Genomic DNA, 14345 nt, shown 5'->3' with positions numbered 1-14345 from the left:
ACATCGTCAAACAAACCAGGCACTCGGCAAAAGATCACACCTGTGATTTTTGATTCGCTCATCGCTCAGTCGTGCGGATGAGCCGTTCAATTGAGTGCCGCAGCAACCTAACGTGCTCCTTGAGCTTGCTGTCGACCAACTCTAAGCGGCCCGCTAACGACAGAGCCATTTCCTGCCATCCGCCTGTAATCGATTTTGGCAAGCCTATAGCCACAGCTCCGCTTCTCGGATCCACGAGGCCGGCCGAAAAATAATACCCATGCTGCTTCGCCCAACAAACGCGGGCTATCACCTCACGGCCGGAGAGATCCGCGATCGCTCGATCACCTTCCGCACGAGTGCGATGGATCAGTCTTTTGATTTCTGCTTCAGATAGATCTGCAATCAGCACTATTCCGGCCGCACTGCGAACCGCATAGCGCTTCGCCGACAGGGTGATGTGGACGTCGCCTGGTCGCACGTGCTGAACGACGTTGAGATACCGCACGAAGATACCTGAACGCGTGGAAAGGCAAGCCGCCAAGCCAGATTCGGCTTCCAGTCGATCGAGTTCCGCCAGCATTGATCCGTCGCGGAAGCAGCCGGTATCTCGCCAAGTCGCAAGGACTGCAATCCGTATTGACGGCAAATACGTTTTCGATCTGCCATCAAAGTCAAGATAGCCAAGGCCCACAAGACTGTTGAGCAACACTGATGTTGAAGATTGAGGAAAGCCAAGCCGTTCAGCGACTTCGTTGGCCCGAGCCGGGCGTCGAATCTCGTCGAAAAACTCGATAATTCGTAGCACTCGCACCGCCGACTTCACAGCCGATGGCGAGGAGCTTACGTCCTGCAGCATTGGCGCTGTTACCCACGATCGCGTTTTCTCCAACCTGAGATCTCCCAGCATCATCCGACACGCCGACGTTCTTGCACGCCGACACGCATACCGCTCAAGAACACGTCAATCTCTGCTCGCGGCACTTCCGTCGCTTGAGGTACTTCGAATGCTTGGAGCAACAACGTAGCCTGCAAAGGACGGCCGCCGCCATTGGGCGGCGGCCGAGTGAGGGAGGAAGCAGACTACCGGCCTGCCAGCGGAAGGGGACGGCTCAAAATAAGAGACGGTTCGCAACTGAGGCGTAGAGGACCCATGACCCTAGCTCTCTTCTCGAACGATATATTGGTCGACCATATGGAGACTGCAGCTTCGGTTAAGGGAAGAACCTCCGGCCGGGCATGGCCGGAGGTCCTTGGAGGTTTACATTAAAGTACAGGTTCTCCTTTGCTGGCTTGGCCTCAGAATTGCAATGAACTCGTCGAGAGGTGGTTAGAGCATCCTCCTGGCTGTTTGCGGACCGTCACCAGTTGCGCTGGGCGCGGAGCATGAGCAGGACGTTGCTCTGGTCCTTCAACTCGTACGTGGCTGCTGGCTTACCAACCGATGCACTCGCAGTCGTGATGTACCCGGAGTTCTTCTGATCGATGTGGCTCCAAGTGAAATCCCCCGAGAAGGTCAGATTCTTTATTGGCGTCCACCGCGTGATGAAACCAAGTTGCGCAATATTGTAGTCAGGGTTGCAGGCGCCTGCTCCCGCCACACCGCCGGCACTGACGGTCGGGAACGTTCCGCCACTGAGAACGCCGTTACCTCCAGCGCCGCAGATCGCAAGTTTTGAGAAGTTGTCATATCGAACGGCAGCGTAGGCGCCATACAGACTGGAGCTCCAGTACGGATCCCAGTTGTGATTGAAGGCGCCATTCATGCCGAAGGTCTTGATTGTGTGCTGACTGCCTCCTGTAACGAACACCGTATCAGGCGCGGCGTTCAAGGCGACGCTCTGGTAGGCGAACGGGTTATTTGTGCCACCGAATAGCGTAGCCGCACCGTACGCCAACGCGAGGTCTTGGATATTGTAACGCGTCGCACCATCCGTATACACGCCTTGGATGTTTATGCTGTCCCCCGCGCCTGTCGGGATATTCTTGATCGACAAGGCCAACTGACCCGCATAGCCCCACACGTCGTTGGGATGGCCACAAGGCTCCGTGCCGCCACCGGCGGAACAGGAGTAGTATGCAGCGTGGTTGTCGTGCGCAGCGACCGACGCCTGGAACACGCCCCAAGCCTGATCAACGCGGACCATGGCGACCAGATCAGGTGCAGCCGTTCCCGCGTAGTCGCTGGCACCGAAAGCTCCGCCGGCACTGAGATTCTGTACACCGGCCTGATAATAAGGGGCCTGATCCTGAGCGGACACTGTGACCGACGTGCCAGTGCCGAAGTCCCAGGTATAGGAAAACTGGTTCACACCGGTGACCGCGCCACCACCGCCGACCAGACCGTCGAAGTTGTTGCCCGGATAGTTCGCCCAAGGCGCACTAAACTGCGAGGTGGCCTTGCCAATCGTGAAGCCGGCGAACTGGAGGAAGGCGGCATAGACGCCCAGGGTGCCGTAAGCAACGGCGCCCGCATTGGCATTGTTCGGCGCTTGGGCCGGAGAGACAAGCGCGCTGCCACCAATCGGTGAATAGACGGTTGAGCCGGGTACAGCGAGGTTATTCCCGTAGCTGTCTGTGGTCCAGGTGAAGACCACGTCGGCATAGGTGCGCACCACGCCATATTCAGTCGCAGTACGCGTGTCGATCGAGAGATCTTCACGGGAGCGCCACGTATAAGCATTGGTGAAACGATTCTTTGCACCGCCCTGGCCCGATACGTTGCCCACGTTATCCGTATTCGTGTTCGCCAGGACGTCGGCGCGCAGATAGCCCCCAAGCTTCAGACACGTGTCCGTTCCAGGAATGTACCAGAATCCAGCTCCATACAGGGAGCAGATCTTCACATACTCGACCGCTTTGGCCTTCATGGGAAGATCGGCCGCCTGTGCTCCGCCTAAGGCGACCAGGCTCGCCGCGGAACCGATGGCCAAATTCATAATCACCTTCATCTAAACCTCCAAGTTTGTGCCTCGCAAGAAATCCCTTTGAATGGACTTCTCGCCCCCAAATCGCTCTCGCGGATCCTGACAATCGCACTTGATCGGCCTTGGATCGGCGAGCGCTGCGATAATGGAACGGCTCCCTATTCGCCTGCGCATTTTGACGCGTCGATCACGCGTTGCGTTGGAAAACACTGTACGGCATCGGACGAATGATGCCTTCGCGTACCCCGCTGTGACATTCGAAGCTCAGAAGCGTGCAGCAGCGTACGATTGGTTGACGCGGCGACAGCCAACGTCTCCAACCTCAATGAGCTGAGTTGGACTCTTAGTAGGGATCCGCCCTTCGCTAACGCGTCGCAGTTTCCGAGCGGTCTGATGCGCAGGTTGCAAGTAGATGCGCCAGTGACAACCAAGCGCATGTTCGCCCTTGTCCCTCGGGCGCATTGATCGTTTGGATAGCCCAGTTGACAGCGTCGCGATGCGCGCAAGAACTCGCTATTGGGTTCTTGCTCGACCATATGCCGCCGCTATCGTCCCATAGCAGCAGCAGGCCTTTTGCCTCAATTTCGCGGCGTCCCTTATTTCCAACAATCCGCGCATCTTGCTGACGAGGCCTTCTTCCTCGAAACGATTGAGCGCTTCGGTAATACCCGCGCGACGCAGACCCAACACGGCAGAGATATTGTCATGCGTTACCGGCAATACGTTGCTCTCGATTGCGTCGCAAGCCAAGCATAGCCAGCACGCAAGACGCTGCTCAAGTCGGTGCCATACGCCGCACAAGCCGATTTGCGAACCATGGGTCATGACTGACTGCACATATCTTAATAACTGCTCACGGATCTGGGGCCGCTCACACATGGTACGGCGAAGAGCGTCTGCACCTATTCTGGATGCAGTTCCCGAGACCAGGACAACAGAGCGATGCTCAGATGCAGGTGCGCCGAGCGCGACTGATACTGGAGTAAAACCTTGAGACCCCACCATAGCGGTCTCAAGCACACTCCCCCTCGCTAGCGTCATGAGCGAAATAATACCTGTCTCAACAAAATCGACATACTCGATGCGCCGAACCGGCTCCTGTAACACCGAGCGTTCCTTCAGAACGACAGGCTCGAGAAGCGGGCGTATATAAGCGAGATCATCGGGCGGGAGACCCGCCAAAATATGGTTGCGAAGTTGAGTCGGTCTGCGCCAATGTAAGAGCATCGATCGTTCCGCTGATAATTCTCAATGCGTCGGTAGCGGAAACCTTGCCAAGTGATTTACCCGGGTCTGACTTCGAAATCGCTCTAGCCGTTGTCTATGCACCTCGCCTCCCCATGCGCACCGTGGTTCAAGATTGGGCTCTGACCGTTTGCAACAGATGCGCCATGGCGCGCGACCAGAACCGTACCAACGCTCCCGCGGACCGCCTGGGCCGCTACGGACCCAATGCCGTGCACGCGAAATCTAACAGCAGTGCTCCATCGTACAGCGCTGTTGAGGAAGCTTGCCTGTTCTCTGCATTGACTCGCTCTCGCCGGCCCCTCATTGCGCTGACCCGAGCACCCGCCCACTCCGTATCCCAAGACCCCAGCGAGCGGCCCTCAAGATGGTCTGGCCCCGGCAGCGCGCGATGCAACTCGCGCTGTTGGGATAGGCTCAGGTTATTCTCTATGAGTATCGATGACTGGCCCAAATAGCTCCCAGTTGGAGCCGTCGAACTTCATCATCTGAAGTTGCTCGATTGGCTCAAAGTCTGTGGGAGACGTCTTGATGCGAATGCCCGGAAGATAGGTATCGACCTCAAGATCGAGATTCGCCACTTGCTTCATTACGTTCTCGCGAGTGAGATCGTCTCCGCATCGCCTCAACACCTCGATAAGGACAACGGCTGCATTGTACGCAGAGAGCACCAGGCTCTCCCCCTTATCGACATTGGGAAGATATTTTTCCTGGAATGCTCGAAACCGCTTCATTCCTGGCGCGCTCTCGGATTTTGGGTCCGAGACGTTCATCAGGTAACCCGCGCTGAGAATATCCCTTGAATTATCGAGCCCCGCGGGGTTCAACGTCGCCGCTATCGAAGTTGAAACATTGCTGATAATGTGAATTGGGTGCCACGCGAGTTCAGCCACCTTCTTGATCGCCTGCGCCGTGAACTTGGGAGCACCGAGATCAATGAAAATATCAGGGTTTGCCGCCTTTATCGTTGCGACTTGAGAGTCAACGGTTGGAGACGTGACTTCAAATGAGACTTCGCTCACAACGAGCGTCCGATACTTGTCGCCGAGAACGTCTTTCAAGCCCTGAAGATAATCTTTTCCAAAGTCATCATTCTGGAAAAGAATTCCAATCTTCTTGTCCGGATAATTCTTCAAAACGTACGTGGCATAGACGCGCGCTTCGCTCCGGTAGCTAGGCAGGATGCCGATCGTCCAGGGAAAATGATCCGGGTCAGCCCAGCGCGAGGCGCCGCTTCCGACGAAGAGCTGCGGTACTCGTTGGCGATTTAGAGTTTTTTGAATTGCTGCGTTGGGCGCCGTCCCGAGTGGAGCGAATACGAGAAATACTTGATCGCTTTCAACTAATTTCCTGACCTGCTCGACCGTCTTCGGAGGCGAATAAGCGTCGTCATAGGAAATAAAGTTTATTTTTCGTCCATTGATGCCGCCGCCGTCATTGATCATCTGGAAGTAGGCGGCATAGGTCTTGCCCATGATGGCGTATGCTGAGGCAGGCCCGCTATAGGGAGTCGTGTTCCCGATCTTTATTTCGCTATCGGTGACCCCATCATCATATTTCTTTTGCGCGGCCGCGGGAGCGACCGTGAGCGCCAAGAAACTCCCAGCAACCAGCAGCGACGCGAATCGACCCATCCGGCGCGCCGGCGCGGTGACATGTGCTTCCCTTTGGCTTCTCACGCCAATCCCCTCCTTGCAACAACCGTCCCATTGGCTGCCGGGCTAGACTGCCGGTCTTCGTGACTTAAATGAGAATTTAAAATGTCCGTTTAACTTTCGTCAAGCGAAATTTTGTCTTGGAACGGTTGATGACTTGGCGCAAAGGGGCCATGGTCCGATAACAGTCCCAATCCGTCCATGTTGACCAACAATTCTTGATACCGTAGTCCAACGGCATGCGCCTCAAGTACCTCGATCATAGGGATCAGGAGATTACCCGCCGGATTCTCTCCGCGGCTGAACTGGTCTTTGCGGAAAAGGGAATAGAAAGAGCAACACTGCGAGAAATCACCGACCGAGCGGAGGTGAACGTTGCCGCCGTGAGCTACTACTTTGGGTCAAAATCCGAACTGGCCCTTGCCGTGTTTGATGAGCTCTCCTCAAGGATAAACGAACGGCGCTTGCTTGACCTAGAGAGCTGCATCTTGTTGGCCCAAAAGAAGGGTGCCCCTCCTGACTTGCGTACTGTTCTGGAGATATTCGTTCGCCCCTATGTAGAAGAGGGCAAATTCGGCCGGCTCTTTGCAAGGCTTATAATGCAGCACCGGCTCTCACCGACTGACTTGACGCAAACGATAGTCGATCAGCATTTTGATCCAATGGCCAAGCGGTTCATCGCGGCAATATCGGAAGCCTGCCCGCCATTGGACTCGAGCGAGCTCTACTTTCGATATATGTTTATGGTAGGTGCCGTCGTCTACAGCATGTCGGACATCGGCGTTGCTGAACGGGCCGTCCAATTGTCAGGCGGGAAGATAAGCGCTCAGGACCCCAAGGATATTAAGACTGCGATGCTCAATTTTCTCGTCGCAGGCATGCGCGCCGACTCGCGGCGCCGGGCGTCAGTAGCCTACAAAGCGAAGTAGATAGGCGACCTGGCCTTGGATTAGGGCCGCACTCCGGCATTCAAAGCCTTGACAAAAGTCAAATGGGCGTTTGAAATTGACGTTTAACAATCGTCGATTGGAGTTCGTCGTATGGTATCTAGCCCGCGTATCTTAGTTCGCCAGGGGCGGATATTTGATCCAACGTCAAGACGGGACGCGGCTGTAGGCGACTTGTTGATTGACGGCGAGAAAATCGCAGAAATTGCGCCGACAATATCAATTTCTGACGTCGACGAGATAATTGATGCTTCTGGCGCGATTGTTTCGCCCGGCTTCGTAGATGGTCATCGACACGTTTGGCAAACTAACATCAGAGGAATTGCTGCCGACTGGTCCCTCTTCGAATACTTGCATGAGATTCGAATGCGAATTGCGGGCGCGTATCGGCCAGAGGATGTCTATTTGGGTAATTTGCTCGGCTCCCTGGAAATGATCGACGCGGGGGTAACGACTGTCTGCGACCATTCTCATATTGTCAGTTCGCCCGAGCACGCTGAGGCGGCGATCCGCGGCCTTCACGATTCGGGTATACGAGCCGTCTATGCTCATGGATTTTACGATGTTCCTGGTGGACACGCGGCCTTTCCGTCGCATCGCGACAGATTGATCTATGCGAAGAACCTGCGAAAACTGCGATTTGGCGCGCAGGACGCGAGGGTAACCATGGGCGTTGCGCTTTCTGAGCTGGGAATCGTCGATTGGGCCGAGACAAGGGCCGAGATTGAAGTCGGAAGGGAAATTGGTCGCCACATTTCGGTTCACAATTCCGGCGTGGGCTATCAGGGCGGTACGGCATGGTTTGTATCTGAAGGGCTCCTAGGACCTGATATCCTGCACGTGCATGCGAACCGGTTCACAGACAATGATTTGGTGGCGGTTCGCGACGCTGGCGGCGCCATCTGCATTACCCCTGAAACAGAGTTGCAGATGGGTATGGGGTTCCCGATGACCCATCGATGTCGGGCATTGAACGTCAACATGGCGTTCGGCGCCGATATTGTGTCCGCTTGTTCCGGCGATCTTCTGACTCAAGCGCGGCTGTCATTGCAAGTGGCTCGGGCCTTCGAGAATCAACCAGCAATCGATCGAGGTAGCACCGTCGACAAAATCGATATGAATTGCAATGACGCGTTTCGTATTGCAACCAGAGGAGGGGCTGAAAGTATCGGGCTCGGGAGTAGCACGGGCACACTCGAGGTAGGCAAGAGCGCTGACATAATCATTGTCAAGCAGCACGGTTGGCATTTGACGCCATCCTGCCAAAGCGCACCTAGCCTCCTCCTGCAAGCGCGGCCTGGCGACATCAGCACCGTCATTGTCGCAGGTGTGGTTCGCAAGCGCGATGGAAGACTCCAGAAGTTTGATCTGGGAGCGCTGAATCAGCAGATGGAAGCATCACGCGACCATGTTCTCGCATCCGCGAGTTCTTACGGCGACGGGCAATCACACATAACTCTGCGCAATCTTCTTCAAGATCGCATTGGACGTCATTCAGAACGAAGCTCTCGCGAATAGCTGAATGTCTTGCCAAATAGGCTGTGACGCTCCAACCGAGTTCGACGGTTCGGCGTGCGGTGAACACCTCACAAAAATGAAGGAGTCGAAGTGCATGAAGCTCGCTACATTCAGGGAGAATGGGCGTGAAAAGATCGGTATCGTCCATGGAAACGACGAACAACTATTCGACGTTGCCGCAGCTGCCGACCGCATCGGCCGGAACGAGCCAGCGTTTGTTTCAATGCTCGCGCTGATTGACGCGGGTCAGCGAGCACTCGATTTAGCGGCCAATTTATTCCAAACGCACAGGATGAGCGACGACTTGTCGATTCGAGTTGCTGATGCGGAAATCCTGGCTCCGCTCCCCGTGCCGCGACAGATGCGCGACGGCATGGCGTTTCCGCTACATATTCTGCAGGCCCCACGCGGGCGGCGCAAGTTTTCAGCACGCGCCAAGGGCGACGTAGAAGAACTTGCACGGATCGAATCTGAGCCGCTGGGCGACTTGCCTGAAGTCTATCGCAAACAGCCAATTTATTACATCACGAATCGCTTCAGCGTGCGCGGTACTAACACCACGATAAAATGGCCTCGATACAGCCAGACAATGGACTACGAACTTGAACTCGGCATAGTCACAAAGAACAGAGGAATGAACATAAGCGCGCAAAGAGCAAAAGAACATATTTTCGGTTATACGGTCTTCAACGACTTTTCCGCGCGTGATGTTCAGGAGATTGAGATGCAGGGTCGGTTAGGCCCTGCCAAGGGCAAAAGTTTCGATGGGGGCAATGTGATCGGCCCATGGATCGTAACCCCTGACGAGATCGATGACCCCTATCGCTTGAAAATGGAAGCTCGCGTCAATGGCGAGACGCGCTCTACGAGCCTATCCGATGGAATGCTGTTTTCCTTCGAGGAAATGATCGCTCATATTACTCAAGATGAGACCTTGATGCCAGGCGAGTTCATTGGCTCTGGAACGGTCGGAAATGGCTGCGGGCTCGAACTGTGTAGGTATCTCGAGCATGGCGACGTGGTCGAACTAGAAATTGAGAAAATTGGCATCCTGAGAAACCGGGTCGAACGACAATGAACTCCGAGCCGGCGAGCACCAAAGAAGCGAGGAAATCAAAAGGTGTGGCGCGTCACTTCATAGATATTTCCGTCCCGCTGCAAAATGATGTGCCTGCTGATCCACCGGGGGGTCAGCCCGTTATCGAGTATATCAATCATCAACAGGCCCTGCCACGCATGCTGCAATTCTTCACAGGGCTAAAGGCGGAGGATCTACCCGACGGCCAGGGCTGGGCAGTAGAGCATGTGCGACTGTCTACTCACAACGGTACGCACCTTGATGCCCCTTGGCACTTTCACCCAACCATGAACAACGGTGAGGTGTCTTGGACAATCGAACAAGTCCCTTTGGAATGGTGTTTCCAGCCAGCCGTGAAACTCGACTTCCGCCATTTCTGCGATGGCTATGTCGCTACCGCGCGAGATGTCGAACTCGAACTGAAGCGCATCGGTCATGTTCTCAAACCTCTTGAGATCGTCGTCGTCAACACGGGCGCCAGCACCAAATTCGGCAGCAAGGATTACATCACTTCCGGTTGCGGCATGGGGTATGAAGCAACAATGTATCTTCTCGAGCGCGGCATCCGATTGACGGGTACGGACGGCTGGAGTTGGGACGCCCCTTTTCTTCATACGGCCAAGAAATATGCTGAAACAGGCGATGCTAGCCTCATCTGGGAGGGCCACAAGGCGAGCCGTCACATCGGTTATTGCCACTTGGAAAAGCTGCATAACCTAGAACTATTACCTACGTCCGGGTTCATGGTCTCGTGCTTCCCAGTCAAGATTGAGCGAGCGTCGGCCGGGTGGACCCGCGCTGTCGCAATCCTCGACGAATGAGTGGCCAAGACAAACCATCAGTCAGACCGCCCACGCTCGGTTCCTCGACGGTGCTATGGCCAACCGCTCGCATAAGAAACAGGAGGCTCCACAATGCAGGTCTCTGTTGATCGGATTCTGACAACACATGTTGGAAGTTTACCGCGAAATTCGGTGCTTTCAGATCTTTTAATCCGCCAAGAGCGCGGTGAAGAGGTCGACAGCGCGCGATTGAAGGCTGAAACGCGACAAGCCGTAGTTGACGTAGTCCGCCAACAGGTCGACGCAGGTATCGACGTCATCAATAATGGCGAACAACCGCGTGTCGGCTTTCAGACCTATGTGCCCCGGCGCATGCGGGGATTTGACGGCGTCTCCAATCGAGCGACACCTCTGGACTACCTCGAATTTCCCGATTTTGCAGAAATGGCAGCACGCCGATTTCCAAACAGGTCGAAGTCCCGGTCCGCTCCGAAAGCCATTACCACAGTCAGCTATGACGATCTCTCGGACGCCGAGTCAGAGATCGATGCTTTTTTCGACGCGTCTGTGTGCCATACCGACCAATTCGTAGAAGGATTCATGACTGCGGCATCGCCCGGCATTATCGCCACAACCATGATCAATGACTACTATGACACTCACGAGAACTATGTCTTCGCGCTGGCTCGCGAGATGCGAAAGGAATATCGACTAATCATTGATCGCGGCCTGATCTTGCAACTCGATGCGCCGGACCTCGCAATGGAGAGGACGATCATGTTTCAAAGTTCATCGCAAAGAGAGTTTCTCAGCGTCGTTGAAATGCATGTCGCCGCCATCAACTATGCATTGGAAGGATTGCCGAAGGACAGGATTAGGCTGCACTGCTGTTGGGGCAACTGGGAAGGACCACATCTGCACGATGTTCCCTTGGTGGAGATCTTTCCTCTTCTCAAGCAAGCGAATGTAGGCGCTCTAGCTATTGAATTTGCAAACCCCAGACACCAGCACGAAATTAGGCGGCTTGGCGAGCTAAAGTTTCCAGATGATAAAGTACTCATACCCGGAGTGATCGATTCCACAACCAACTATATCGAGCACCCGCAACTCGTCGCAGATCGGATCTGCGATGTGGTCAATGCGATAGGCGAGCGATCGCGAATTATCGCGGGTGTTGATTGCGGTTTCGGCACCTTCACCGGCTATGAATTTGTCGCCGGTTCAATCGTCTGGGCTAAGCTACGCGCGCTATCTGACGGCGCGAAATTGGCAACCAAGCTCCTTTGGGGTCGCTAGACTAGCCCGAGCCATTTTTCCCATGAAGGCTAGACATCTCCGCTCGACCAGGAGCACTTCCAATTGCGATATGGAACGACAAGCTCCGACATCGCCTTGGAAGCTGCTTCTTGCCAATGAGCACTTAGCCACCATTGCAAAAGTGGCTGTACGGACGGGCGCCATCAAGGCCTACCTTCAACGACATTTGCGCTGACTCGTCATATTGCTTCCAATGCACCGCATATTTCAGGATTTTATTGATTTGCTGGCTTGCGCGGAAAACGTGGCCGATTTCTCGAAGGCTATGACGCTAACTGCCAGCGCCATTGAGTTATCATGCTTCGCTTATCTTAGCCTTCCCAGCAAGCCAGAAAACAAGCCGCGCCTGATCTCAACATACCCGGAGGAATGGACCTCTCATTACCTGCGGAGCCGCTATGAGGTCATCGATCCGGTCATTACTCAAGCTCTTCAGACAGTCGAACCGTTCGAGTGGGGCATTGGCTTCCGGTCAGTCCGGCGGTCCGCGGTCCAGCAACAGCTTCTCGACGAAGCGGCTGAATTCGGGATTCGGATTGGCTTTACCGTCCCCATTCACGATGGTCACGGACCGATCGCCGCACTGACGTTCGCCACATCTCAGCGCAATTGCACCTTCGAGAACTTCACCAAGTCGCAGGGGCGCGTGCTTCAACTCATGGCGATGTATTTTCATGCTCACGTGCGCCGCAAACTCACAAGTGGGCGTAGAATCTCAGGGGTACTTTTGTCGCCGCGTGAGCTCGAATGTCTGGAATGGGCATCACGAGGGAAAAGCGCTTGGGAGATCGGATGCATTCTCGGCATTTCGCGCAACACAGTTGCATATTACTTAGAGAACGCGAAGGAAAAGCTGGGCGTTCGCACGATCGCGCAAGCGGTGACGCACCTTGCCGCTGCAAATAAAAGAAAGCGGAATTAGGACAAACCTCCCCTACAACTAAAGGTAATGATTCAGGTCAATAATCTCGCTTCAAAAAGGGTGGTGAACACCTTTGGAGGGATTATGATTCAGCTGATTACGCCATCTTCGTATGGAGAGTTTTCCGACACTCTCGTTGATATGCATCGGTTACGCCATCGTGTCTTTAAGCTCCGCATGGCCTGGGACGTTCAAACCAGCGGCGACATGGAGATTGACGATTTCGATGCGCTGCATCCCCACTACTTAATCCAGGCAGCTGAAAACGGCCAAGTGCAAGGTTCGGTTCGCCTGCTTCCCACGCTTGGCCCGACCATGCTTCGCGATACCTTTCCCGCGCTTCTCGAAGGCCAGCTCGCGCCGGCCACCCCTCTCGTTTGGGAAAGTAGTAGATTCGCAATCGATGTTGCTGCGGACGCTCCGAAAGGGGATCACGGTATCACTCGTGCCGCTTACGAGCTGTTTGCGGGAATGATCGAGTTCGGGCTCTCACGAAAACTCACTGACATCGTTACCGTCACGGATGTCCGTATGGAGAGAATCCTTCGACGAGCCGGGTGGCCCCTGCGGCGTATTGGCGATCCTTTTGCAATTGGCAATACCTTGGCCGTGGCGGGTTACCTCGAGATTTCGCGCGAGACTCTGGCCAGCCTTCGTAAGGCCGGCGGTCTTTCGAAGCCGGTTCTTTGGGCGCCGGTAGTCTTCGCTGCTGCCTAGAATCATCCAGCCAAACAACCGAGACATACGTCCTCGCATGGAGCGGGGACGTCGTTCTTGCGGTTTGCTGACGAGCTATGAACATGACCGTAATTGAGACCAAGAACGATCAACGAAACGCAGCGAGAGCCATTGACCTGCAACAGCTTCGACAAGCGGTTGCCGCTTGCGACTACGGGAGCTTTCGGCGGGCCGCAGAAGCGCTTTCGATCAAGCATACCGCCTTCAGCCGCGCTATCGGTCAGCTTGAGTACCTGGTGGGAACTTCACTGTTTGAGCGCTCGAGCGGGGGAATCAAGCCTACTCTGGCTGGCCTAGCGGTTCTGCGAATTGCGCGGTTGATCCTCGAACAAGTTGACATGCTCGTCGACACAGGAAGGTCCAGTGGTCGCGGCGATACTGGCCATCTTGTCATCGGCTTCTTCACATCAATGTCCACCGGCAATTTGCGAGCAACGTTAGGTGAACTCAAGAAGCTGCTACCACGCCTCGAATTGGCAACGATGGAACGCTCTCGTTTCCGTCTGATGACTGCCCTCCGTAACGGAACGGCCGACGTTGTCGTTAGCCCTGGACGTCTACCTTCAAACGACACTAGATCACTACTGCTCTGGAGCGAACGCATTCTGATCTCGCTGCCTCAGGATCACTGCCTGGCGGCACGCGAGATCATCTATTGGACCGATTTGCGTAACGAAAAGATCCTTCTAAGTGAGTATGATCCCGGACGAGAGCTCGAAGATCTCTTGATTTCGAAGCTCGTATTACCTGACGATCGCCCCAAGGTAGAGCGCCATGACGTAAGCCGTGGCATCATCAAGAGTCTGACGAGTATGGGCATGGGGCTCAGTCTGGTGATGGAGTCGGATATTGGTGCAAGTTTCGCTGGTCTTGTGTACCGGGAGTTGCAGGACGGAGCGGGACCAAGCCGGGTGGACTTCTATGCCCATTGGCGCGACGACAATGAGAATCCGGCTCTGAAGCGTTTCCTCAATCTGTTAACGGAACGCTATCCCTCACCTCCGCCGGCTCTAGGAGAATGATTGGTTCGTCGCGCCTTTGCAAATCCGCGGTCCGTAGCCATAAAGCGCGCCAACATGGGCGCGATCAGCTTCACGGGATCGATACGCTCCCCATTTTCGCGCGCCAAGGCCTCTGCATAAGCAACTAGATCCCGATGCACTGATGCTGGAAGCTCAGTGGTGATTTTGACCGGCTTGTCGTCGGGCAGCGCTCCAATTTTGAGCTTTGGCATGTT

13 protein-coding genes are annotated in these 14345 nt (G+C 55.0%); 8 read left to right on the top strand and 5 right to left on the bottom strand.

The window, feature by feature from the left end; genetic code table 11:
• Positions 1-58 precede the first annotated feature (58 nt).
• The 4 genes from P6U30_RS05875 to P6U30_RS05860 all read right to left on the bottom strand — a co-directional run bounded on the left by P6U30_RS05875 (position 59) and on the right by P6U30_RS05860 (position 5785).
• The gene (locus tag P6U30_RS05875; RefSeq protein ID WP_407168558.1) at positions 59-787 is read right to left on the bottom strand and encodes a helix-turn-helix domain-containing protein; all 729 of its coding nucleotides are present in this window, start codon (positions 785-787) and stop codon (positions 59-61) included.
• A gap of 553 nt (positions 788-1340) precedes the next feature.
• A complete protein-coding gene (locus tag P6U30_RS05870; RefSeq protein WP_407168557.1) occupies positions 1341-2930 on the bottom strand; it encodes a porin in 1590 nt (529 codons plus the stop codon).
• Positions 2931-3419: 489 nt separating this feature from the next.
• Positions 3420-4133, bottom strand: a complete 714-nt coding sequence (locus P6U30_RS05865) for a Crp/Fnr family transcriptional regulator (protein ID WP_407168556.1) — start codon at positions 4131-4133, stop codon at positions 3420-3422.
• Positions 4134-4573: 440 nt separating this feature from the next.
• A complete protein-coding gene (locus P6U30_RS05860; RefSeq protein WP_407170366.1) occupies positions 4574-5785 on the bottom strand; it encodes an ABC transporter substrate-binding protein in 1212 nt (403 codons plus the stop codon).
• 260 nt (positions 5786-6045) lie between these two features.
• Here P6U30_RS05860 and P6U30_RS05855 point away from each other — a divergent pair, with 260 nt between their 5' ends.
• The 8 genes from P6U30_RS05855 (at position 6046) to P6U30_RS05820 (ending at position 14130) form a co-directional block, all read left to right on the top strand.
• A complete protein-coding gene (locus P6U30_RS05855; protein WP_407168555.1) occupies positions 6046-6735 on the top strand; it encodes a TetR/AcrR family transcriptional regulator in 690 nt (229 codons plus the stop codon).
• Positions 6736-6846: 111 nt separating this feature from the next.
• On the top strand, positions 6847-8271 hold the full coding sequence (locus P6U30_RS05850; protein WP_407168554.1) for an amidohydrolase family protein: 1425 nt from the start codon (positions 6847-6849) through the stop codon (positions 8269-8271).
• 94 nt (positions 8272-8365) lie between these two features.
• Positions 8366-9349 (top strand): fumarylacetoacetate hydrolase family protein, encoded by a 984-nt coding sequence (locus P6U30_RS05845; RefSeq protein WP_407168553.1) that lies wholly within the window; start codon positions 8366-8368, stop codon positions 9347-9349.
• A gap of 44 nt (positions 9350-9393) precedes the next feature.
• Positions 9394-10170 carry a cyclase family protein gene (locus tag P6U30_RS05840; protein WP_407170365.1) on the top strand — a complete coding sequence of 259 codons (777 nt, stop codon included), beginning with the start codon at positions 9394-9396 and terminating at the stop codon, positions 10168-10170.
• A 93-nt stretch (positions 10171-10263) separates the two neighbouring features.
• Complete coding sequence (locus P6U30_RS05835) at positions 10264-11427, top strand: epoxyalkane--coenzyme M transferase (protein WP_407168552.1); 1164 nt, start codon at positions 10264-10266, stop codon at positions 11425-11427.
• A gap of 214 nt (positions 11428-11641) precedes the next feature.
• Positions 11642-12370, top strand: a complete 729-nt coding sequence (locus tag P6U30_RS05830) for a LuxR family transcriptional regulator (RefSeq protein ID WP_407168551.1) — start codon at positions 11642-11644, stop codon at positions 12368-12370.
• A gap of 84 nt (positions 12371-12454) precedes the next feature.
• Entirely contained in the window at positions 12455-13087 is a 633-nt protein-coding gene (locus tag P6U30_RS05825; protein WP_407170364.1) for an acyl-homoserine-lactone synthase, read from the top strand.
• Positions 13088-13170: 83 nt separating this feature from the next.
• Positions 13171-14130, top strand: a complete 960-nt coding sequence (locus P6U30_RS05820) for a LysR family transcriptional regulator (protein ID WP_407168550.1) — start codon at positions 13171-13173, stop codon at positions 14128-14130.
• Here P6U30_RS05820 and P6U30_RS05815 read toward each other — a convergent pair.
• Complete coding sequence (locus P6U30_RS05815) at positions 14097-14342, bottom strand: DUF2274 domain-containing protein (protein WP_407168549.1); 246 nt, start codon at positions 14340-14342, stop codon at positions 14097-14099. The two genes, P6U30_RS05820 and P6U30_RS05815, sit on opposite strands and share 34 nt — an antisense overlap.
• Positions 14343-14345 lie beyond the last annotated feature (3 nt).

Source organism: Bradyrhizobium sp. ORS 111, from assembly GCF_045571485.1.
GTDB lineage: Bacteria > Pseudomonadota > Alphaproteobacteria > Rhizobiales > Xanthobacteraceae > Bradyrhizobium.
Note: the sequence above shows the minus strand (reverse complement) of the source record. Positions and strands in the feature narration are given on the sequence as shown.